The sequence below is a fragment of the Synechococcus sp. MU1617 genome, from assembly GCF_020514235.1.
In the GTDB taxonomy this organism is placed as follows: domain Bacteria; phylum Cyanobacteriota; class Cyanobacteriia; order PCC-6307; family Cyanobiaceae; genus Parasynechococcus.
Genome location: NZ_VTLB01000006.1, coordinates 131,622 through 152,188, shown reverse-complemented (window position 1 = coordinate 152,188; position 20,567 = coordinate 131,622). Strand labels below are relative to the sequence as shown.

General features: G+C 62.0%; 21 protein-coding genes. 9 read left to right on the top strand and 12 right to left on the bottom strand.

The features are described 5' to 3' along the window. The coding region (locus FZZ90_RS12095; RefSeq protein ID WP_226426020.1) for a creatininase family protein at positions 1-815 on the bottom strand (815 nt) is incomplete at its 3' end. Between the two features lie 74 nt (positions 816-889). On the opposite strand from FZZ90_RS12095, the gene FZZ90_RS12090 reads away from it, so the two are divergent. From FZZ90_RS12090 to pgeF, 3 genes are read left to right on the top strand one after another with little or no spacing between them, the layout of a single operon-like run. Then, positions 890-2,137, top strand: coding sequence for a S1 RNA-binding domain-containing protein (locus tag FZZ90_RS12090; protein ID WP_226426019.1), 1,248 nt, complete (start codon positions 890-892; stop codon positions 2,135-2,137). Continuing rightward, entirely contained in the window at positions 2,134-3,018 is an 885-nt protein-coding gene (locus tag FZZ90_RS12085; protein ID WP_226426018.1) for a Tab2/Atab2 family RNA-binding protein, read from the top strand. Before FZZ90_RS12090 ends, FZZ90_RS12085 begins: the two co-directional genes overlap by 4 nt. A gap of 11 nt (positions 3,019-3,029) precedes the next feature. Then, on the top strand, positions 3,030-3,824 hold the full coding sequence (gene pgeF, locus FZZ90_RS12080; protein WP_226426017.1) for a peptidoglycan editing factor PgeF: 795 nt from the start codon (positions 3,030-3,032) through the stop codon (positions 3,822-3,824). A 3-nt stretch (positions 3,825-3,827) separates the two neighbouring features. Here the strand turns inward: pgeF and FZZ90_RS12075 are convergent, their stop codons facing one another. Genes FZZ90_RS12075 through hemH form a run of 6 tightly spaced genes read right to left on the bottom strand, consistent with a single transcriptional unit; the run spans position 3,828 to position 10,322 of the window. Next, complete coding sequence (locus FZZ90_RS12075) at positions 3,828-5,495, bottom strand: NAD(P)/FAD-dependent oxidoreductase (protein ID WP_226426016.1); 1,668 nt, start codon at positions 5,493-5,495, stop codon at positions 3,828-3,830. A gap of 22 nt (positions 5,496-5,517) precedes the next feature. After that, the gene (locus FZZ90_RS12070; RefSeq protein WP_226426015.1) at positions 5,518-6,708 is read right to left on the bottom strand and encodes an amino acid ABC transporter substrate-binding protein; all 1,191 of its coding nucleotides are present in this window, start codon (positions 6,706-6,708) and stop codon (positions 5,518-5,520) included. A 33-nt stretch (positions 6,709-6,741) separates the two neighbouring features. After that, the gene (locus tag FZZ90_RS12065; RefSeq protein WP_226426014.1) at positions 6,742-6,966 is read right to left on the bottom strand and encodes a GIVxVP protein; all 225 of its coding nucleotides are present in this window, start codon (positions 6,964-6,966) and stop codon (positions 6,742-6,744) included. Further along, on the bottom strand, positions 6,959-7,306 hold the full coding sequence (locus tag FZZ90_RS12060) for a nuclease (protein ID WP_226426013.1): 348 nt from the start codon (positions 7,304-7,306) through the stop codon (positions 6,959-6,961). The genes FZZ90_RS12065 and FZZ90_RS12060 overlap by 8 nt, the downstream gene beginning before the upstream one ends. Then, complete coding sequence (gene ilvB / locus FZZ90_RS12055) at positions 7,303-9,090, bottom strand: biosynthetic-type acetolactate synthase large subunit (RefSeq protein ID WP_226426012.1); 1,788 nt, start codon at positions 9,088-9,090, stop codon at positions 7,303-7,305. Before ilvB ends, FZZ90_RS12060 begins: the two co-directional genes overlap by 4 nt. Positions 9,091-9,146: 56 nt before the next feature. Then, positions 9,147-10,322, bottom strand: a complete 1,176-nt coding sequence (hemH, locus tag FZZ90_RS12050) for a ferrochelatase (RefSeq protein ID WP_226426011.1) — start codon at positions 10,320-10,322, stop codon at positions 9,147-9,149. Between the two features lie 72 nt (positions 10,323-10,394). Here hemH and FZZ90_RS12045 point away from each other — a divergent pair, with 72 nt between their 5' ends. Genes FZZ90_RS12045 through cobO form a run of 3 tightly spaced genes read left to right on the top strand, consistent with a single transcriptional unit; the run spans position 10,395 to position 12,902 of the window. After that, entirely contained in the window at positions 10,395-11,549 is a 1,155-nt protein-coding gene (locus FZZ90_RS12045) for a site-specific integrase (RefSeq protein WP_226426036.1), read from the top strand. A gap of 32 nt (positions 11,550-11,581) precedes the next feature. Continuing rightward, positions 11,582-12,214, top strand: coding sequence for a class I SAM-dependent methyltransferase (locus tag FZZ90_RS12040; RefSeq protein ID WP_226426010.1), 633 nt, complete (start codon positions 11,582-11,584; stop codon positions 12,212-12,214). 22 nt (positions 12,215-12,236) lie between these two features. Beyond that, on the top strand, positions 12,237-12,902 hold the full coding sequence (gene cobO / locus FZZ90_RS12035; protein WP_226426009.1) for a cob(I)yrinic acid a,c-diamide adenosyltransferase: 666 nt from the start codon (positions 12,237-12,239) through the stop codon (positions 12,900-12,902). A gap of 22 nt (positions 12,903-12,924) precedes the next feature. On the opposite strand, the gene FZZ90_RS12030 is transcribed toward cobO, so the two are convergent. After that, on the bottom strand, positions 12,925-13,119 hold the full coding sequence (locus FZZ90_RS12030; protein ID WP_226426008.1) for a hypothetical protein: 195 nt from the start codon (positions 13,117-13,119) through the stop codon (positions 12,925-12,927). Between the two features lie 83 nt (positions 13,120-13,202). Between FZZ90_RS12030 and pyrH the strand changes: the two genes are divergently transcribed. Genes pyrH through FZZ90_RS12015 form a run of 3 tightly spaced genes read left to right on the top strand, consistent with a single transcriptional unit; the run spans position 13,203 to position 15,646 of the window. Beyond that, positions 13,203-13,916 (top strand): UMP kinase, encoded by a 714-nt coding sequence (pyrH, locus tag FZZ90_RS12025; RefSeq protein ID WP_226426007.1) that lies wholly within the window; start codon positions 13,203-13,205, stop codon positions 13,914-13,916. Positions 13,917-13,955: 39 nt separating this feature from the next. Then, on the top strand, positions 13,956-14,504 hold the full coding sequence (gene frr / locus FZZ90_RS12020) for a ribosome recycling factor (protein ID WP_226426006.1): 549 nt from the start codon (positions 13,956-13,958) through the stop codon (positions 14,502-14,504). Continuing rightward, the gene (locus FZZ90_RS12015; RefSeq protein ID WP_226426005.1) at positions 14,501-15,646 is read left to right on the top strand and encodes a geranylgeranyl reductase family protein; all 1,146 of its coding nucleotides are present in this window, start codon (positions 14,501-14,503) and stop codon (positions 15,644-15,646) included. The genes frr and FZZ90_RS12015 overlap by 4 nt, the downstream gene beginning before the upstream one ends. Here the strand turns inward: FZZ90_RS12015 and FZZ90_RS12010 are convergent. The 4 genes from FZZ90_RS12010 to FZZ90_RS11995 all read right to left on the bottom strand — a co-directional run bounded on the left by FZZ90_RS12010 (position 15,643) and on the right by FZZ90_RS11995 (position 20,557). After that, a complete protein-coding gene (locus FZZ90_RS12010) occupies positions 15,643-17,121 on the bottom strand; it encodes a cryptochrome/deoxyribodipyrimidine photo-lyase family protein (RefSeq protein WP_226426004.1) in 1,479 nt (492 codons plus the stop codon). The genes FZZ90_RS12015 and FZZ90_RS12010 overlap by 4 nt on opposite strands. Positions 17,122-17,174: 53 nt before the next feature. Beyond that, on the bottom strand, positions 17,175-18,557 hold the full coding sequence (locus tag FZZ90_RS12005; protein ID WP_226426003.1) for a PucC family protein: 1,383 nt from the start codon (positions 18,555-18,557) through the stop codon (positions 17,175-17,177). A gap of 429 nt (positions 18,558-18,986) precedes the next feature. Further along, positions 18,987-19,370: a cyclic nucleotide-binding domain-containing protein gene (locus tag FZZ90_RS12000; RefSeq protein ID WP_226426002.1), complete on the bottom strand. Its 384-nt coding sequence runs from the start codon at positions 19,368-19,370 to the stop codon at positions 18,987-18,989. A gap of 14 nt (positions 19,371-19,384) precedes the next feature. Continuing rightward, entirely contained in the window at positions 19,385-20,557 is a 1,173-nt protein-coding gene (locus FZZ90_RS11995) for a transaldolase (RefSeq protein ID WP_226426001.1), read from the bottom strand. Positions 20,558-20,567: the final 10 nt, after the last annotated feature.

The window sequence follows — 20,567 nt, the reverse complement described above, 5'->3', positions numbered from 1 at the left end:
TTGGGGAGCAGGCTTTGGGTGGGGGGCCAGTGACTGGCCAAAAGGGCCTGAAAACGTGCCTGCCAGTGGTTCACCAGCCGTCCTTCCAAGCGATTGCCCAGATCCACAGAGGCCTGGCTCGCATCTCCGATTACGCCCGTTGCACTGAGGTCGTCGGTGAGCCAAGCGCACGGCGCCGCCCCTTCAAGGCTCCACCCCTCCGGCGGTTCCTGATCTGAACCCGGTATTGGACGTCCATCCACGGGGCGGGCCGATCCAACCAGTTCTGGGGCCATCTTCAGCATCAAGCTGGTTTCGGCTTGGCCGGCATGGAGACCGTGGAGCAACTCCTGATCGGACAGCAGGTCAGCCAACCCTTCAACCCCACTCCAGAGGAAGCAAGGCAGAACGGCCAGCGACGGGCAGCGAGCGCGCAGCTGACGGGCCGCTACCTGAAGCAAACCGATCTGGCCGCCATGGGCGTTGAACAGAACAAGGCGCTGCACCCCCATCGCCGCCAACTGCGAGCCCACCTGTTCGACGAGCTCCAGAAGCAGAGAAGCCGAAAGGCTGAGGGTTCCGGGGAAGTTCTGGTGCTCAGGCGAAAAGCCGATGGCCTGACACGGCAGTCGCCAAATCGGCAGAGCTGGATCAAGCCCAGACAGGACCAAATCGAGGATGCCGTCGGCAAAAACAGCGTCCGTCGACAGGGGCAGCTGAGGACCGTGTTGCTCAAAGGCTCCAAACGGCCAAATCACCGTTGCACCAGGCCGAGAGGCGGCTTTGCTGGCCTCGGGCCAGGTCAGCTGATCAAATCGCTTGCGAAGCTGATCCATGGAGTTGAACAGGCAAGGAGCTGCTGATCCCAGCCCAGCCTGTCAAAATGGGCGATCGACAAGCCCAATGGTCCATGCCCGCAGCCGGCAGTCCGCAGCCCAACCGCCCCAAGGCACCCAAGCCGGCAGCGACGAAACCGCTGCAGGTGATGCAGATCAACCGCCGCGAGGAGCAGGAAAAGCTGGCTCTGGAAGCGGCTGAAGCACGGGCAGCAGCAGAGGCTGCGGCGGAAAAGGCACGCATCCTTGAGGAACGGGCGGGTCTTGCCACCCCTCCGCGATCGGTCCAGCAGGCACCCTCCTCGTCTCCAGGATCGGATGACGACGCGCTGTTCGACATGGGCGGCATGGAAGGCATGACCATGGCAGACCTGATGGGTGCGCCGGATCAGAAACCCAAGAAGGAGCAGCGCAACCAACCGCGCAGCGTGGATGACTTCGATTTCGATGAAGAAGCCTTCCTCGCCGCCCTGGACGAGAACGCTCCGGTTGGCACCACCGGTGAGGTGATCAAGGGCACGGTGATCGGCATCGAAAACGATGGGGTGTATGTGGATATCGGCGGCAAAGCCCCCGGTTACATGCCCAAGAGCGAATCAGGCCTTGGTGTTGTGACCAACTTCCGAGAACGCTTCCCCAAGGGCCTGGAGGTTGAAGTTCTGGTGACCCGTGAGCAGAACGCTGATGGGATGGTCACAATCAGCTGTCGCGCCCTGGAGCTGCGCAAAAGCTGGGACCGGGTCAAGGAGATGGAGAAACAGGGGAAAGTGGTTCAAGTCATCGTCAATGGCTTCAACCGCGGCGGTGTCACCTGCGATCTCGAAGGGCTGCGGGGCTTCATTCCCCGCTCTCAACTCCAAAACGGTGAAAATCACCAGGAGTTGGTGGGCAAGACCCTGGGCGTGGCCTTCATCGAGGTCAATTCGGAGACGCGCAAGCTGGTGCTGTCCGAAAAACGAGCCGCCGTCGCCGAACGCTTCCAGGATTTGGAAGTGGGCCAACTGGTGGAGGGCCAAGTTGCTGCTGTGAAGCCCTACGGCCTGTTCATCGACCTCGGTGGCATCAGCGGACTGCTGCACCAATCAGCCATTACAAATGGCAGCCTGCGCTCAATCCGTGAGGTGTTCGATCAGGGCGACCGCGTGTCGGCCCTGATCACAGAACTGGACCCTGGCCGTGGACGCATTGGCCTCAACACAGCCCTTCTCGAAGGCCCCCCCGGAGAGCTGCTGATCGAAAAAGACAAAGTGATGGCTGAAGCTGCCGATCGCGCCAGCCGCGCCCAGAACATGCTGAAGCAGCAGGAGCAATCCGCCGGATGAGCACTGCTGCCCTGACAGCCGCTGAAGACTGGGAACTCGACTTCTACTCCCGACCAATTCTTGAGGCCGATGGCCGCAAGCGTTGGGAACTGCTGATCACCTCCACCCCCGCCGCAAGCGGCGATGCAGGGCCATTTCGCTTCGCCAAGGTGTGTCCCTCTGGAGAGGTGAATTCGCTTTGGTTGAGCCAAGCCCTGGCAGAAGCCAAGGAGGCATCCGCCAGCGGAGGCTGGGGTTCTCCCGTCCGTTTGCGCTGCTGGCGCAGTTCGATGCGCACCATGGTGCAGCGCGCCGCAGCCGAACAAGACCTCGAGGTGATTCCCAGTCGCCGCACCTTCGCGCTGCTCGATTGGCTTCAACAGCGCGAGAGGGAGGTCTACCCCGAGGAAGAGGGATTCATGGCGGGCCCATTGGCACCGCCGCCGGCGCCCGTCCCAACCCCTCCGGTGCCCCTGCCGGAAGAAGTTCAAGGAGACGCCTGGAGCTGGGCCGCCCTGCCGGCAAGCCTGCTGCTGGAGGCATCGGAATGGCCGATGAGTTTCAGCGGGCTGCTGCCGGTGCCCGATGGCATCGACCCCGAGGCCTCTGTGCCGGGTCTGCGCCTATTCAGCCAGAGCCGCTCGCTCGCCATGGCTGGCTGGTTGGGGGGGCTAGAGCCCGTGCGCATGATCGTTGAAGACCGCCAGCTGGTGCTGGAGGCTGGTCAGGACGACCGCTGGCTGGTGAGCGACCTAGAACCGGGCGTCGCCGCTGAAATTGCCGAAGCCCTGGCGACCTCGCAACAGCAGGTGCGCGGCCTCCAATTCATCGCCATCCAAGCCAGCCCCGAAGAACAGACCTTCGGCGGCTTCTGGATGCTGCGAGACATCCCGATGGCCTGATTGCAGGGCTGATGAAAGACGGGCCGTTTGATCGACCAGACAGCCGCTTCAACAAGTTGAAGGGCTGGACCTGGATCGGTTGTTACGGGGGCTATTACCTCCAGAGCGATCTTCTCCATGAACAGGGTTTCGAGCACGGCTTCTTCACCCGGCTTTGGCACGGCCGCGGGCCCGATCAACTAGCGGGATACATCAGCGCTGGCATCAGCGTCCACCGGCCCCAGCAGATCCACAGTGGAATCGTTCTGAACGGCAGCGACGCCCGTCAGGATCCCTGGCCTGAGGCCGATGGACTGGTGAGTGATCGTGGGGGGCAAAGCCTCTGGGTGTGCGGCGCCGACTGCACGCCTGTTCTGATCGCAGATCCCGGCACCGGGCATGCCGCGGCCTGTCATGCCGGTTGGCGTGGGGTGGCAGCTGGAATCCTGATCACGGCCCTGGATCGGTTGCTGGAGCGGGGTGCCCGGCGGGAGGATCTGGTTGTTGCCCTGGGTCCGGCCGTCAGCGGCCCTTGTTACCAAGTGGGCGACGAGGTGGTGGAGGCCGTCAGCGACGCGATCCCCGGCGAGGCTGCCTTATCCAAGGCCGGGGCCCTGGTGCCCGATAAGCAGCCGGGGCGGCATCGCCTGGATATCCGAACCGCAGCCAGATTGCAGCTCCAGGGTGCGGGAATTCCTGGCGAACGGATCGCCCACTGCCCGCTCTGCACCGTCAGTGAACCCGAGCTGTTCCACTCCTGGCGACGGGATCAGGTGAAAGCCGTGCAGTGGAGCGGCATCGTGGCGCAAGCCCCCAACTACAGCTGAAGATCAATGGGGCCTGGGTTTGGTCCCCAGGATCTGGATGGCCAAGGCTTCAGCAGCCCGAATGCCATCGATTCCGGCCGACAGGATGCCCCCGGCATAGCCCGCCCCTTCACCGGCCGGCACCAGTCCTTTCACATTGAGCGATTCCAAAGCCTCATCCCTGGGAATCCGCACAGGCGATGACGTGCGGGTTTCCACGCCAGTGAGCACCGCATCGGCGTGGTCGTAGCCCTTCAACTTGCGGGCAAAGGCCGGCAACGCCTCCCGCAAGGCCTCAATGATGGGGGCTGGAAGCAGCTCAGCCAGGTCGGCGGGATGCACACCCGGTTGATAGGACGCTGCAATGGCTCCGAGCCGGGTTGACGGCCGAGAGGCCAGGAAATCCTCCAGTCGCTGCGCCGGTGCGGCATAGCTGCTGCCCCCCAAGCGAAAGGCGCGCTCCTCCAGATGCCGTTGCAGGCCAATGCCCGCCAACGGATCCCCGGGAAAGCGTTCAAACGGAGCCAGGTCATCGGCGTCCAGGGCCACAACCAACCCGCTGTTGGCGTTGCGCTCATTGCGGGAATGCTGGCTCATGCCATTGGTCACCACCCGGCCTTCTTCCGACGTTGCCCCCACCACAAATCCACCAGGACACATGCAGAAGCTGTAGACGCAGCGGCCGTTCTCGGCATGGTGCACCAGCTTGTACTCGGCTGCCCCGAGACGCGGATGGCCAGCCGCCTCCCCCCAGCGGGCTGCATCAATCAGATGCTGCGGATGCTCAATTCGCACGCCCACGGAAAACGGTTTGCGCTGCAGCTGCACACCGATCTCCTGCAGCATTTCAAAGCAGTCTCGTGCGGAATGACCGGGAGCCAGCACCAGATGGCGACAGGGAATCTCCGTTCCATCGGCCAGAACCACTCCATCGAGTTGATGTGGCTTCTCACCGCTGCTGTCGCTGAGCTGAAGGCGTGTCACGCGACTGTTGAAACGCACCTCACCTCCCAAGGCTTCAATCCGAGCCCGCAAGCCGCGGACAACCGTGGCGAGCTTGAACGTGCCGATGTGGGGGCGATGCAGCGTGAGGATCTCCTCGCTGGCACCACAGGCCACCAGTTCCTCCAGCACCTTGTGGCCGTAGTGCTCGGGATCGCTGACCTGGCTGTAGAGCTTGCCGTCAGAAAACGTTCCCGCTCCACCCTCACCGAATTGGGCATTCGATTCCGGGTTGAAAGGGCTGTTGCCCCGCCAGAAGCCGAAGGTGTCAGCTGTGCGTTGCTTGACGGCCTGACCCCGTTCCAGCAACAGCGGGCGAAAGCCCATCTGCGCCAACAGCAGCGCAGCGAAATAACCGCAGGGGCCTGCCCCCACCACCACAGGCCGATCGCCCGCGTCCAAAGGGAAGCCATCCGGCGCCTGGCCCACGGGCCGGTAGCGGGTGTCTGGGGCCGGACGCACCCGAGCTTTGTTGCCGATGCGCCGCAACAGGGCGGCTTCACCCTTCACCTGCACATCCACGCTGTAAATCAGCTGGATCCGGTCGCGGCGCCGCGCATCAACACTGCGCTTCACCAGGGTCTGACCCAAAAGACGATCGGCGGGAATCCGCAAACGTTTGAGCACCGCTTCCTGCAGCGCTTCCTCCCCATGGTCGAGGGGCAGCTTCAGTTCACTAAGGCGCAGCATCTCGAGGTTGTGTCCCCAGACCTCATTCGATCAGACTGGCCATGGCCTGGCCTGATGGTGCCTGACCAGCACGAAAGCGGGAATCACTGGCAACGGCTTTCAGACGGAGACGCTCCCCGCGTCGACGCTGATCAAAGGCCTGGCAAATCGGGACGGCCTCCTGCTGATCGGGGTCCAACCACCCCATCGCATCGACGCCCCCGTCAGCAGACAGCGGCAAGGGGGCTGCATCGGCAAGGGCCAACAGCCGCGCCGTATCAAACCCCGCACCCGCGAGCAACGATGGAGCCTTGCCGGTCTGCTGCTTGAAATCCTGTTGAAATTCAGCCCAGGCCGTGCCACGGGCTGGGTGCTGAAGCCCAAGCTGCTGCCAAGGCACCGCGGGCGCATCCTGCAGACCTTCCGCCTCGGTGAGCCAAATCCAGTTCGGCGTCAGCGGCGCACCACCGCCGAAGCGCCCTTGCTGTTGCTCAGCCCGCAGCTCTTGGGAGAGAAGGCCGTCTGGAGCATCGGCGACCACAACGGTGGGCACCCAAGACCAGGCCATGTCGTCCTTGAACCGTTGCAGACGCCCGTTGTTGCTGGGATCCACCCGCTGGACAGGCTGCGCTTCGTAGCTCTCAACAATGCCGCCAGCGGCCTTGAACAGCTCCACAAAAGTATTTGAGCTGGTGGATTCGAGGGCAGAAGGGTCCTCCACCACCATTGCTCGTCCCCAGCCGGCCTCCATCGCCGCCGCCACCATCGCCTTCAGATCCTCCTGACGGGAGGGAACAAGCGGCCAGAGCCGTTCACGGCCTTCCAGCCCGCGCAGGGTGTCCAGCGACTGGCCACGCTGATAGGGGAGCAACACGGTGAGGTCCCGCTCGTCAGCCAAGGCGGCAAAGGCCCGCAGATCCGCAGACGGGGGAGCCACCAGAAGCTTGAGATCACTGGATGGCATCAACTGCGGATCGGGCGCATCGCCGGAGTTGGTTCCATGCCAAGCAACCTGCGGGAAGGGCTCACCACAGGCCTCCACCGAAGCCTGGCCCAGACGAAAGCCCTGGAGAAAGTTGTGCCGCAATTCAGCATCGCGGTGCCCCATCGGCAGCAGCACCGCAAACCTTGGGCGACTAACCCCACTGGCAACGATTGACTGGCAGCCGATCAGCGTGGCTGCCACAACAAACCACGACAGCCAAGGCCAACGTCGCCACTCAGGCTTCGACATGGAATCGGAGGGAAGCAACCCGATCCACGCAAATTAGGGAGAGGGGTCTGACTCGTCTGGTTTTGTCACAGAGGTCTCAGAGCCGCCGCCCAACTGGGACAAACCACCAGCCAAAAGCAAGCCAGCACCAATGCCAATGGCCAGGGTGCGATTTTCAGCTGCGGCGCCCTGCCCCCAGGCGGCTGTGGCCAGAAAGGCAGCCCCAAGCAGCAGGCAGGGCACCAACACAATCCCCCTGGCAATGCGGTTATCAGCCATCAACCCCACAGCTGTTGCTGGCCAAACCAGCGGCAATCAAGCCAGCGCTGAGGTCACGCTCAGCACCTATCGGGGTCACCCGAGCCATCAGCTGACCCTCACTGGAGCCGACCGGCCGCAAATTGACCTTGCGGCGGCGCGGCAGCTCCTGACGCAGCCATGCGGTGGCCTCGGCTTCCTGGCTCGCATCAACGGCAGCACAGGAGAGGGCAACGGTGTAGGTGCGGTTGTGATCGCCAACCTGCAGCAGTGAACTGCTGCGCACCTGAAGCACCTCAGCAGCCTGTACAGGCACGGCCCAAAGCAGCAGCAAAAAGCCGATTAAGACAAAACGAATCAAGAGGTCGGCGCGTTGAGAACCGGCATGGGAGCCGGGAGGCCAACCATTTCAGCATTGCTTTTGCCTGGGGGAACCATCGGATAGCAGTTCTCACCACGACGAACGTGGATGTCAATCAACATCGGGCCGGGAGCCTTGAGCGCCGCCTCGAGATCACTGCGCAACGACTCCCGCTCGCGGATGTGGACGCCTTCCACACCGAAGGAGCGTGCAAGGGCCACGAAGTCCGGCATGCCATTAAGCATGTCGGAGGCGGAATAGCGCTCCTCGTAGAAACTCTCCTGCCACTGGCGCACCATGCCCTGCCAGTGGTTGTTGACGATCACCACCTTCACCGGGAGGCCATAGGCCGCCAGGGTTCCCAGCTCCTGAATGTTCATCAGGATGCTGGCGTCACCCGCGATGCACACCACCTGACGATCGGGGCAAGCCACTTGGGCGCCCATCGCAGCCGGCATGCCAAAACCCATGGTGCCGAGACCGGCACTGCTGATCCAGCCCCGAGGCCCATTACGCAGGTACTGGGCAGCCCACATCTGATGCTGGCCCACATCCGTGGTGACGATGGCATTCGGTGCCAACTCGCGAACGGCCAGCAGAACCTCTTGGGGGAATAAGGGGCCTTCGGCGGGAGGAACGGTGAGGGGATAAGTCTTTTTCCACTCAGCGATGCGTGCCAACCAAGAGGCCGTGCGGGGCTGCACCTGCTGCTGCAGGCTCAGCTCGACCAACCGCGCCACACTCAGGCTCAGGTCTCCCAGCACCGCCACATCGGGGCGGCGGGTCTTGCCGATTTCGGCCGGGTCAATCTCGAAGTGGATGACCTGGGCGCGGGGAGCAAAAGTATCGAGCTTTCCGGTCACCCGATCGTCAAAACGGGCTCCAACAGCAATCAGCAGATCGCATTCGGTGACGGCGAAGTTGGCGTAGGCCGTGCCGTGCATGCCGAGCATGCCCACCGAGAGGGGGTCGTTTTCATCGAATGCACCCTTCCCCATCAAGGTGGTAGTGACGGGTATCTGGTAGCGCTCGGCAATCACCCGCAGGCTGTCGTGGGCACCGGCTGAGATCGCACCACCGCCCACATAGAGCAGGGGATGCTCTGCCTCGGCGATCAGCTCAAGCGCCGACAGGATCGGTTCATCCCGGGGGGGCTGAGGCTTACGGAAGCCTTTGGGAACAATCGATCCGGGCTCAACCGGCACGTAGTCGAACATCTCCTGGCCAACATCCTTCGGGATGTCAATCAGCACGGGGCCCGGACGACCACTGGCTGCAATCAGAAAAGCCTGGGCAACGATGGAGGCGAGATCTGCCGGATCGCGCACCACCCAGGAATGTTTCACGATCGGCAGGGTGATGCCGAAGATGTCGGTCTCCTGGAAGGCATCGGTGCCAATCGCCGGACGCGGCACCTGGCCGGTGATCACCACCATGGGCACCGAGTCCATCTGGGCGGTGGCGATGCCGGTCACCAAGTTGGTGGCACCGGGCCCCGATGTGCCGAAGCAAACGCCCACCTTGCCTGTGGCGCGGGCGTAGGCATCGGCCGCGTGGGTGCCGGCCTGCTCATGCCGGACCAGGATGTGCTTGACCCAACCCTCGCTTTCGGCGATGTGAAGTGCGTCGTAAATCGGGAGAATGGCGCCGCCGGGGTAGCCGAAAATGGTGTCGACGCCATGGCGCCGCAACGCATCCATCAGGGCTGTCGCCCCAGACATTCTCTGCCCACCGTGACCGGCCTGCTGCCCAGTGACGGCCGAAGACGCTGAGGTGAGAGTCACAGAGGCGACGGGTCAATGACCCTCAAGATTAAGGGCCCGAAGCGCCCCTGGCTTGATCAGAGCAGACCGAGCGCATGCAGCGGCCCTTGACCACTGATCAGCTCCAGCAAAAAGGCAGAAAAACCGACCATGGCCAGACGGCCGTTCCAGACCTCAGAACTGTTGTTCCAACCCCATTCCCACTTTTCCTGGGGATAGAGCTTCACCTTGTTGGGAAGCTCCGCCGCCGCATCAAGACTCACTTCAGGACCCTGAAGGCTGGTAGCCACGAGATCGGCCAAGCCTTCGATGAAGGGGGAGTAGGTGTCGAGAGCGCGCACCCGGCGGAAATTCACCACGCCGGCTTCGGTGGCCAACTCCCGGTATTCGATGTCGATTTCCTCGAGCGTCTCGATGTGTTCGCTGACAAAGCTGATCGGCACCACCACCAGATCGTTGGTCTTCGCTTGGCCCAATTCCTCAAGGGCCTCCTCGGTGTATGGCTTGAGCCACTCCACCGGGCCCACACGGCTTTGGTACGCCAGGGTGAAGGGGTTGTCGTGGCCCATTTGAACGGCCAACTCCTTCATGATCAGATCGGTGCAGGATTCGATCTCTTTTTGATAGGGGTCGCCTGCCTCTTCGACGTAGCTCTTCGGAACACCGTGGGCGCTGAAGAAGACATGGGCCTTCGTGGGATCGTCGCTGTTGCGGACCTCTGCAGCGATCAGCTCGGCCATGGCCTTCACATATCCCGGGTGGTCAAACCAGCTGCGGATGCAGCGAATCGGCAACTTCTCAAACGCGGGATCCGCCTGCCGCAGGCGCTGAAGCTCGCGGAAACTGGATCCACTCGTGCTGATCGAGAAATGGGGGTAGAGCGGAAGCACCACCACCTCATCCATGCCGTCGGCCTTGATATCCGCCACTGCGGATTCGGTAAATGGATGCCAGTAGCGCATGGCCACGTAGCTGGTGGCATCGATGCCGCGCTGACGCAGCAAGCTCTGAAGTTCCCGGGCCTGCTGCTCCGTGATTCGCCGCAGTGGTGATCCGCCACCGATGGAGCGATAGGCCTCCTGCGACTTGCCACTGCGCAAGGTGCTGATCAACCAAGCCAGCGGTTTCTGCAGCGCCGGGCTGGGTAGCCGAATGATCTCCGGATCGGCGAACAGGTTGTACAGAAACGGTCCAACGTCTTGGATACGCTCCGGGCCACCCAGATTCAGCAGGACGACACCGACGCGAGACATACCCATCAGAACGCTTTTCGGGGGTTGAGCGTAGCCGCCATGGACGCGATCCTTGGTTCCAACGACACATTTATGGAGTTCAAAAGTGCGCTGGAGACCGCCAATGCGCAGCTGGCGGCACGGGGGTCACGCCTGCGCATCGAACAGCGGGGACGACGTCTGAACCTGCGCGGGTCTCTGCCATTGCGCGGGGATCCAAGCCAGAGCGGCTTGCAACGCATCAGCCTGGGGCTGATGGCCGATCCAGCCGGACTGAATCAAGCCCTCAGCACTGCTGCCCTGGTGCAGCTGCAATTGGAGCAGCGCAGTTTTGATTGGACGCTCTGGTCGGCCCCCACCTCATCAGCCACGGCCAAGGGGCGCTCGATCAGCATCCAGACCGCCATCGAAAGCTTCGAAGCAGCCTTTTTTGCCGACCCGCGCCGACGCCGTTCACCAGCGAGCAGTCGCACCACCTGGACCAGTGCCTACTTGCCCTACCTCAGGCGACTGGCGCGTCAGTGCAGTGATCAGCCGCTGGAGCCAGCGCTGCTGATGCAAACGCTGACCAGTTACGACGACGGCAGCCGCAGCCGGCAGCAGTGCGCCACGGCCCTGGCCGCCCTAGCCCGGCATCTGGAGCTGCCCTTACCGGAGGACTGGCGCCAAGAGGCCGGCGGCTATGGCCTGCATCGGGCCCGCTTCCGCCAGCTGCCCACCGATCCGCAGATCCTCGAAGCCGCAGGCCGCATTCCCAATCCGCAGTGGCGCCTGGCCTTTGCCCTGATGGCCACCTACGGCCTGCGCAACCACGAGGTGTTCTTCTGCGATTGCTCCTCTCTGGCCCCAGGCGGGGATCAGGTGTTGCGGGTGCTTCCGACCACCAAAACCGGTGAGCACCAGAGTTGGCCGTTCCACCCCGACTGGGTCGAGCGCTTCGGATTGCAGGAGCTGGCGGAGAATCCAGCCGCCCTGCCAGCGATCCAGACCGATCTGCGTCGGACCACGCTCCAGCAGGTGGGACGGCGGGTGAGTGAGCAGTTCCGCCGCTACGACCTGCCGATCACCCCCTACGACCTGCGCCACGCCTGGGCGGTGCGCACCATCCACGTCGGCCTGCCGGACACCGTTGCCGCCAGGATGATGGGCCACTCGGTGACGATCCACACCCGCACCTATCACCACTGGATCACCCGGCGTGACCAGCAGCAGGCGGTGGATGCAGCCCTGGCCCGGCAACCGGCCTGACATCAACCTGACTGCCCTTTTGCACATCAACGATGACGTCGTTTCTGAGGCCGCTGGCCTACCGCTACCGCTGGATTTATGACACGGTGACGGCGGTGTCGTCGCTGAGTGTGGGTGGGGTGGAGCGCCTGCGGGGCCTAGGGCTCGAGGCATTGCGACCCCATCTCAAACCTGGAGCGGCAGTGCTGGATTTCTGCTGCGGCAGTGGCGAAGCAGCGGCCCCATGGCTAGCGGCGGGCTATGCCGTGACGGGGCTCGATGTCTCCCCCCGCGCCCTGGATCTCGCCGCCCAACGCCACCCCACCCTGGAGCGGGTGGAGGGGCTGGCCGAAGATCCGCCGCTGGCCGATGCCAGCTTCAACGCCATCCAGCTGAGCGTGGCACTGCACGAATTCCCCCGCAGCGATCGGGAGAGGGTGCTGCGCAGCGCCCTGAGGCTGCTGGAACCGGGCGGCTGGTTGGTGGTTGTGGATCTGCATCCAGCCGGACCTTGGCTGAAGCTTCCCCAACAACTTTTTTGCGCCCTGTTTGAAACCGACACCGCCACCGCCATGCTGGAGGACGATCTCCCCTCCCAGCTGGAGCAACTTGGGTTCAGCAGCGTGAGCCAAGAGCTGCTGGCGGGACAGGCCCTGCAACGCATCACCGCCACTCGACCTCGATAGAACCAACAACGCCCCTCTTTCCATGAGCACGAACGACCTCGATCAATCCGCCGCAGAGCTGGGCATGGGGGGCAAGCTCGCTCCCGAAACCGACGACGCCGGCTACCGCAAACGGATGGAGCGGCGCCAGCAGGTGCAGAAGCAACGGGTGGAGGAACGCGATAAGGAGAAGGGGCTGGTGCTGGTGTTCACCGGCCAGGGCAAGGGCAAAACAACAGCCGGGCTTGGGCTGGTGCTTCGCACCCTTGGCCATGGCGAGCGGGTAGCGATTGTTCAATTCATCAAGGGGGGCTGGGAGCCCGGCGAAGCACGAGCACTACAGGCCTTCGGCGAGCAGGTGAGCTGGCATGCCCTGGGGGAAGGCTTCACCTGGGAAACCCAGAACCGAGAGCGGGATCAACAACTGGTGGAGGCGGCCTGGCAGACGGCCCTGGGCTACCTACGCGATGCGAGCGTGAAATTGGTACTGCTCGACGAGCTGAATGTGGCCTTGAAACTGGGCTACATCGAGGCCGGTACGGTGATCGACGGATTGAACGAGCGACCGGAGCTCACCCACGTAGCGGTGACCGGACGGGGCGCACCAGCCGAGCTGGTGGAGCGGGCCGATCTGGTAACCGAGATGACCCTGGTGCACCACCCCTTCCGCGAACAGGGGGTGAAGGCTCAGGCGGGCATCGAGTTTTAAGGGTTGAACAACCCAGCCTTAGTTAGGCCGCTTCAGCCGCCTCGAGATCGTCCTGAAGATGACGGGTGGCCGCGGTGAGCACCGACAGTCCACTCACCAACAGAGCGCGGTGCACCACAGGCTCACGCCAACAGTCCGGATCCTGGCTGGCCCGTTCCAAAGCGGAAAGCGTGAGACGGGCCATCACACCGCTTTGGGTGGCATCGCTCTTTGTCATCAAACAGCCGCGGTTTCCCCATCCAAGCGGCGATCAGAGGCTTCTGCCAGTGCTTGCTACTGTCGAAAGGATCTGGACCGTAGATGACCTACACACGCGTCCTGCTGAAACTCAGCGGCGAAGCTCTGATGGGATCTCAGGGCTATGGCATCGATCCCGCGATTGTTCAGTCAATTGCCTCTGATGTGGCCAAAGTGGTGGCCAGTGGCACCCAACTGGCGATCGTCGTGGGCGGCGGCAACATCTTCCGCGGCCTGAAGGGGTCTGCAGCGGGCATGGAACGGGCCACAGCCGACTATGTCGGCATGTTGGCCACGGTGATGAACGCCATCACCCTCCAAGACGGGCTCGAGAGGGCCGGCGTTCCCACCCGGGTGCAGACCGCCATCGCCATGCAGGAAGTGGCGGAGCCCTACATCCGGCGTAAAGCCATCCGGCACCTGGAAAAAAACCGGGTGGTGGTGTTCGGCGCCGGTTGCGGCAACCCCTTCTTCACCACCGACACCACCGCTGCCCTCAGGGCTGCCGAAATCAACGCCGATGTGGTGTTCAAAGCCACCAAGGTGGATGGGGTCTACGACAAAGACCCGGCCAAGCACGCCGATGCGGTGAAGCATGCCCAGCTCAGCTATCAAGATGTGCTGAGCGGCGAGTTGGGGGTGATGGACAGCACCGCCATCGCCCTCTGCAAAGACAACAACATCCCGATTGTTGTTTTCAACCTGTTTGAACCTGGCAACATCGGCAGAGCCGTGGCCGGGGAACCGATCGGGTCCCGCATCGGCGACCCCGCCTAATAACGCAACCGAGTACGCACGTCTCCACCCCCAGCAACCATGTCGACCCAGGACCTCGAAGCCAGCATGCGCAAGTCGGTGGAGGCCACCCAGCGCAACTTCAACACCATCCGCACCGGCCGGGCCAATTCCTCCCTGCTGGATCGCATCAGCGTGGAGTACTACGGCGCCGAAACCCCACTGAAGTCGCTGGCCACCCTGTCGACCCCTGATTCCCAGACGATCCAGATCCAACCGTTCGACATCAGCGCCCTGGCCTCGATCGAAAAAGCAATTGCCATGAGTGAGCTGGGCTTCACCCCCAACAACGACGGCAAGATCATTCGCATCAACGTTCCGCCCCTCACCGAGGAACGCCGCAAGGAGTTCTGCAAGCTGGCCTCCAAGTACGCCGAGGAAGGCAAGGTGGCCCTGCGCAACCTGCGCCGCGACGCAATCGACAAGATCAAGAAGCAGGAGAAGGAGGGAGAGTTCTCCGAAGACCAGAGCCGCGATGAGCAAGACAGCGTTCAGAAAACGCTCGACAAGTTCATTGCCGAACTCGAGAAGCACCTTGCCACCAAGGAAGCCGACATCCTCAAAGTGTGACCAAGGGAGTGGATCGGACCCGCGATGTTCTGATCGTCGGGTCCGGGGCCGCTGGTGGTGCGGCGGCAGTGCATCTCGCGGCAGCGGGCCATGACGTTCTGACGCTTGAGCGCGACGACGAGCCGCGGGTCAAACCCTGCGGTGGTGGCATGGCAGCCTCTGTACAGCAGTGGTTCCCGTTTTCACTGGAGCCAGCGGTGGAGCAGGTGATCCGTCAGGTTGATTTCAGTTGGTGCCTGGAGGATCCGGTGGTCGCCGAGCTGCCCGGCAATGCACCGTTCTGGATCGTGCGCCGCGAAACGCTGGATCAACTGCTCTCAGACCAGGCCAGTCAGGCTGGGGCTGAACGGCTTACAGGCGTTGAGGTCAATGACATCCGTCGTCATGGAGATATATGGCAGGTGACGGCAACCGATGGGCGCCATTGGCAGGGACGGACCGTGGTGATCGCCGATGGTTCGGGGTCCCCTTGGCCCCAACAGCTCGGCCTGGGAGCGAAACAGCCCCAGATGGCCACCACCATGTCGGTGCGGCTGGAGGGCCAGGGAAATCTCAGCGATGGCACCACACGCTTTGAATTCGGCCTGGTGAAGCAGGGCTTCGCCTGGGCCTTTCCCCTCGCTGGCGGGGTGAACATCGGTGTGGGCAGCTTCATCGGTAAGCAGGACGCCGACCCGGAGCAGGTGCTGGCCCAGCTGCTGCCGGATCTGGGCTTCGCCGCAGATGCTGGGATCCGCCAACGGGGGCAACTGCGGGTGTGGAACGGCCATCACCGTCTTGATGGCAACGGCATTGTGGTAGTTGGCGATGCAGCATCGCTGTGCGATCCATTTCTGGCGGAAGGGCTACGCCCCGCCCTGATGAGTGGCTGCGAGGCGGCTCGACATCTCAGCCAATGGCTCAAGGGCGACAGTCGAGATCTGCGGGGCTACAGCCGCGCCATGCGGGAGCGCTGGGGTGAGTCGATGGCCTGGGGTCGGCGCATTGCCCAGGTGTTCTATCGCTTCCCCGGTGTGGGATATCAGCTGGGGATCAAGCGGCCCACCGCACCACGGCGGATTGCTCAGATTCTCTCCGGGGAAATGGGCTACGGCGACATCGCCCAACGGGTGATCAAACGGCTGCTGCTACAGCGCAACTAAAGGCCAAGGCTGAGCTGCTGACTGCCGTTGTCGGGTTGCTGAGGTTTGCGCCGACGGCGTGCCGTCGTGGGCTTTAAGCCAGCTTTACGGGAGCCATGCTTGCGCTGAATCGCATCGGCATGGCGATCAAAACCGGCCGAACGACGAATCTCCCAGATGCGATCTTTGGCGTCTTGCATGGATGTGGTGACATCAACAATCGGTGCTGGCATGCCACCACCCAGCATCCACGGCTCATGGATATGAATCGCGGGCACATCCTTGAGCTCAGGACACCACTGACGGATGAACAGCCCCTGGGGGTCGTGGTCCATCCCCTGCTTGATCGGGTTGTAGATCCGAATCGTGTTGATCGAGGTGCTGCCGGACTGCATCTGGCACTGGCTCCAATGGATTCCCGGTTCGTAATCAACAAACTGACGGGCCAGATGCAGGCCACTGTGCCTCCAGGGAAGCCAGAGGTTGTAGCTCGCGAAGGACATCAACATCGCCCGCATGCGGAAGTTGATCCAGCCATGGGCCCGCAAAGCGCGCATGCAGGCATCCACAAAGGGGACGCCTGTGCGGCCTTCGCTCCAGGCCGTCAAACGCTCGGCATCCGCTGCACGAATGCCCCGCATGAACGGATGGAAATCGCTGAATTCAATCGCGGGCTGATCCTCCAGCTTCTGAATGAAATGGCAGTGCCAGTGCAGCCTTGATTCAAAGCTGCTGACGCCGCGACCCCTGTGGTTGCGGCTGGTCTGCAGCACCTCCCGCATCGAGAGACAACCCCAGGTGAGATACGTCGAAAGCCGAGAACAACCGATGAAGGCGGTGTTGGGGCTCGACATCGACCGTTGATAGCGCTGGGCACGGTGCTGCAGAAAGTCGCTCAACTCCTTGAGGCCGGTCGAACGGCCACCGATCTGACGCTGCGGACACGCATCCGACAGCAGTTCTGAACAGGGACCCTCAGGGATCACTCCAGGATCAACACCCTCGAGGCGTTGCAACGCGGCCGGCGCTGGCGTGATGGGCTCCGTCATCTGAATCTCCCATCGCTTGGCCCAGCCATTGCGGCTGCGCATCCGGCGCGCCACCCCGAACTGGGGGATTTCCGTCCAGGCGATGCCGTGCTGACGAGCCCAAGCCCCAACGCGTTTGTCGCGCTGGTAGGTCCAGCCGTTGCCGGTTTCCTCATGGCTCCACAGCCCATCGATACCGAACTGGCGCCGGGCCCGCTCCAGCACCTGCACCACATCCCCAACACGCACCACCAAGGGTTGGCCCAGATCCGCTAGGGCCTGGCGCAACTCCAGCAGCGACTCCCGGCAAAACATCCACTGCCGCTCGGAGGCATCGGGCTGCTGCCACAACTCCGGCTCCACCACATACAACGGCAGCACAAGGCCACACTCGGCAGCAGCCGCCAAGGGCCGGTGATCAACGATGCGCAGATCACGCTTGAACCAGACGATCTGCAGCGCTGCCATTCACTGCAATTGAAGGAATCCGGTTCTAGTGGATCCGGAGCTCCAGCCAAGATTCAATCCACTGCCATTTCCATGACATCTGAAAAGCGGGTTTTCACCGTGTTGCGGAAACCCTCCACATCCAAATGGCGCGTCATCAACGCGGCACCAAGGAAACAAACCATCTGCAGGCCAAAGACACCGCCATAGGCAGCGAACAAATCACCCCCGTTCCACGCTTTGAGCAAGGTGAGCAGCCCGCCTCCACTGATGGTGGCCAGGCCGCAGGAATAGGCATAGCCCGCACCCCAGATGCCCAGGAGGAAGCCAGTGCGACCGGGCTGCACAAAGCTGAACATCAAGGAGAGGCAGGCATTCATGCACACCCCCAGCGACAGGCCAAACAAGCCAACGGAAGTCCGCAACAGGGGGATGGACTGCTCAGAGCCGGCCCAAAGCATCAACAGCAAAGCCAAAGCTGCCAGCACCGCGCCCACCCGGGCCGCTCTGATGTTGCCGGCACGCTCAATCAACCAGAAGCCACTGAGGCCCAGGCCAGCAAAGAAGCCCAGGGCAATCAACACATTCAGCGATGTGGTGGCACAGACACTCATGCCAAAGACGGCGGCACCGTAGGGCTCGAGCACCGCATCGTTGAGGAACATGCTGAAAGTGAACAGGCAGAGCACCCCGAGGAAGCGTCCGGCCTGAGGGATGGTGCGCAGTTGCCACAACAATTGGGGCAAAGCCAACCGCTGGGGGACATCCTGGGGAGCCACCCCCGCAGGCACCATCAAGCCTGTAGTGCAGCGTTCCACGCCAAATACAGACACCACCCCAAGCCCCAGCAGCACCAACGGCGTCACCAACGACAAGTGCTGAAGTCCGGCCAGAACAGCGGTGCGGCTGGCATCGGCCGCACAGGCACTGCCGAACACCTGATTCACCAGAACACTGCCCAGCAACACCCCCAGTAGACGCATCCCCCACACCACCGACAGCACCCGCGGCCGATCGGCTTCTGTGGTGCGATCGGCGATCAAGGCCGAAAAGGCTGTTCCACCGGCGGCAATCGCCGTGCCGATTCCCACGAAAACAAGAATCAACAGGCCAATCAGCAGCGCATTGAGCTCACCGCCGGAGGCCTCCATGCTGGCGGCCAACCGGAGCACCAGCTGACAAGCAACGCCGAACAACAGGGCGATCGCCAAGGAGCTGATCACGATGAAAGGTGTGCGCCGTAGCCGGCTGGGAGGGATGCCATCGGAGCGATGGCCGAACCAAGCGCGGGTGAACCCCATCAACTGCTGAGCACCCACGGCCAAGGCCGCCAACACCGCCGGCAGCTGGATGTCTTGAATTAGTAGACGATTCAGCAGTCCCAGGATGAGAACGCCAAGGATTCCCAGACTGAGCTGGAACAATCCAAGTTGCATTCCCAGGCGGAGAGGCCGCATCGCGAGTGATCGGAATCCAAAATCCGAATCATTCTCACTGATCAATCGAAAAAATCACTTGCTTGTTTCAGACAATGCCAGCAAGCTCTCTATGCGGCATAGCCGGCATAGGCGAGCTATTTGTCACGCCAAACGCTTGAGAAAACTCCTGTTCAAAGCCTATTTTTCTTGCGCCAATCCATCGCTTTAACAACAAGAGATTCAACTAGAGCTGCGCTTCATCATTCGAATTCACCACAAAGACACAGATTGGATCATCCAATACAACTTCTCCACAAGTGCAGACCAATACAACCTCGACGCCCCAGATATTTCCCCTTGCATCCAAAGCCTCACTTTGGCCTTTCAATAAATAACATCGCAGCACATTTAGCCACGATTCAAAATCAAGTCAAACAATCGTTAGACCCCATCGAAAAAAGTTCTGTCTCAGCCCTCAGCCAACTTGATGTCCCGCAGACGGGCATCAATCGATGCGAGGAGTTGCACTGCGAACATCGGCGTCTCCTGAACTGCAAACAGGAACTTGTCGCGGTTCATGGCAATCAAACGGCAATCACTGGTGGCCGTGGCGGTGCTCAGACGCTGATGGTCCTCCATCACCAAGGCCCCAGCACCAAACACATGGCCTACTGGGATGTCCTCGTGTCCCTCATGGCCTGCAGAATCAATCCAGGTGAGCCGCACCGATCCCTCCAGCAGACCGTACATGCAGGTGCCGGTTTCGCCCGTACGAAACAGCACTTCACCCTGCTGGAGACGAATCACTTCGGCCTTGCTGGCCAAAGCACGCATGGTGTCGAGCGCATGCATGGAACCAGCTCGACTCAGACAGAGGTCAGAGCAAGGGCTGCGCCAAAGCCTTGGCGCACATCCTCCTGAGAGATCAAACCATCATGGTCCTGATCCAGGGCATCAAAGATGGCATCACTACCGAGCCATTCATCGCGGGTGATCGATCCATCACCGTTCATGTCATTGAGCATGAAGATCTCGGAAACGGCGTGGCGGAAGGCGGATCCACCCTCCAGTTCAGCCAGACGATGGGCCAGTTGATGCTCCAGCGTTTCAATGGCCTTGCTGAAGCCTTTGATGCCCTCGGTGAGTTTGTCGCTGGCCATCCGATCGTCCTGCATCAATGCATCAAAGCTGGCGCGATCGACGTGGATCTTGGCTTCGCCATCCGTGGGATGGGCCGCATCCAATTTCTGGGTCAGCACGGCATCACTCTCACGGAGTTGATCCAACAACTTCGGTGAAATCGTGAGCAGATCGCAACCGGCCAGCTCGGTGATCTCATCGATGTTGCGGAAGCTCGCCCCCATCACCTCGGTGCTGTAGCCGTGGGTCTTGTAGTAGTTGAAGATCTTGGTCACCGAAATCACGCCGGGATCTTCCGGACCGGGATAGGAGTCGCGCCCGGTTTCTGCCTTGTACCAATCCAAGATGCGCCCGACGAAGGGGGAAATCAGGGTGACGCCGGCTTCGGCACAGGCAACCGCCTGACCGAAACCAAACAGCAGGGTGAGGTTGCAGTGAATCCCCTCTTTCTCCAGCACCTCGGCGGCTTTGATGCCTTCCCAGGTGGAGGCAATTTTGATCAGAACACGATCGTTGCTGATGCCGGCATCGTTGTACAAACGAATCAGCTTGCGCCCCTTTTCAATCGTGGCATCGGTATCAAAACTCAGGCGAGCATCCACCTCAGTTGACACACGACGGGGAACAATCTTGAGAATCTCCTTGCCGAAGATCACACTGATTTCATCCAGCGCTTCCCGCACAACGTCTTCCACCGCTGCATCGCTACCCATCAACTTGCGCGATGACCGCAACGCCTCATCAATCAGGTTCTGGTAGGCGGGAATCTGCGCAGCAGCCAGGATCAACGACGGGTTGGTGGTGGCATCCCGAGGGGTGAACTTACGGATGGCCTCCAGATCACCCGTGTCGGCAACGACCACGGTCATTTGTGAAAGCTGATCGAGCAGGCTGGCCATGATGTACGAC

Excerpts from the sequence above, each read along its gene's own strand:
- FZZ90_RS12045 (WP_226426036.1), top strand. The coding sequence starts at position 10,395 with ATGGAGTTCAAAAGTGCGCTGGAGACCGCCAATGCGCAGCTGGCGGCA.
- cobO (WP_226426009.1), top strand. The coding sequence starts at position 12,237 with ATGAGCACGAACGACCTCGATCAATCCGCCGCAGAGCTGGGCATGGGG.
- FZZ90_RS12090 (WP_226426019.1), top strand. The coding sequence starts at position 890 with ATGCCCGCAGCCGGCAGTCCGCAGCCCAACCGCCCCAAGGCACCCAAG.
- FZZ90_RS12030 (WP_226426008.1), bottom strand. The coding sequence starts at position 13,119 with ATGACAAAGAGCGATGCCACCCAAAGCGGTGTGATGGCCCGTCTCACG.
- pyrH (WP_226426007.1), top strand. The coding sequence starts at position 13,203 with ATGACCTACACACGCGTCCTGCTGAAACTCAGCGGCGAAGCTCTGATG.
- FZZ90_RS12070 (WP_226426015.1), bottom strand. The coding sequence starts at position 6,708 with ATGTCGAAGCCTGAGTGGCGACGTTGGCCTTGGCTGTCGTGGTTTGTT.
- FZZ90_RS12040 (WP_226426010.1), top strand. The coding sequence starts at position 11,582 with ATGACGTCGTTTCTGAGGCCGCTGGCCTACCGCTACCGCTGGATTTAT.
- pgeF (WP_226426017.1), top strand. The coding sequence starts at position 3,030 with ATGAAAGACGGGCCGTTTGATCGACCAGACAGCCGCTTCAACAAGTTG.
- FZZ90_RS12075 (WP_226426016.1), bottom strand. The coding sequence starts at position 5,495 with ATGCTGCGCCTTAGTGAACTGAAGCTGCCCCTCGACCATGGGGAGGAA.
- FZZ90_RS12005 (WP_226426003.1), bottom strand. The coding sequence starts at position 18,557 with ATGCGGCCTCTCCGCCTGGGAATGCAACTTGGATTGTTCCAGCTCAGT.
- FZZ90_RS12000 (WP_226426002.1), bottom strand. The coding sequence starts at position 19,370 with ATGCATGCGCTCGACACCATGCGTGCTTTGGCCAGCAAGGCCGAAGTG.
- FZZ90_RS12065 (WP_226426014.1), bottom strand. The coding sequence starts at position 6,966 with ATGGCTGATAACCGCATTGCCAGGGGGATTGTGTTGGTGCCCTGCCTG.
- FZZ90_RS12010 (WP_226426004.1), bottom strand. The coding sequence starts at position 17,121 with ATGGCAGCGCTGCAGATCGTCTGGTTCAAGCGTGATCTGCGCATCGTT.
- hemH (WP_226426011.1), bottom strand. The coding sequence starts at position 10,322 with ATGTCTCGCGTCGGTGTCGTCCTGCTGAATCTGGGTGGCCCGGAGCGT.
- FZZ90_RS12085 (WP_226426018.1), top strand. The coding sequence starts at position 2,134 with ATGAGCACTGCTGCCCTGACAGCCGCTGAAGACTGGGAACTCGACTTC.
- frr (WP_226426006.1), top strand. The coding sequence starts at position 13,956 with ATGTCGACCCAGGACCTCGAAGCCAGCATGCGCAAGTCGGTGGAGGCC.
- FZZ90_RS11995 (WP_226426001.1), bottom strand. The coding sequence starts at position 20,557 with ATGGCCAGCCTGCTCGATCAGCTTTCACAAATGACCGTGGTCGTTGCC.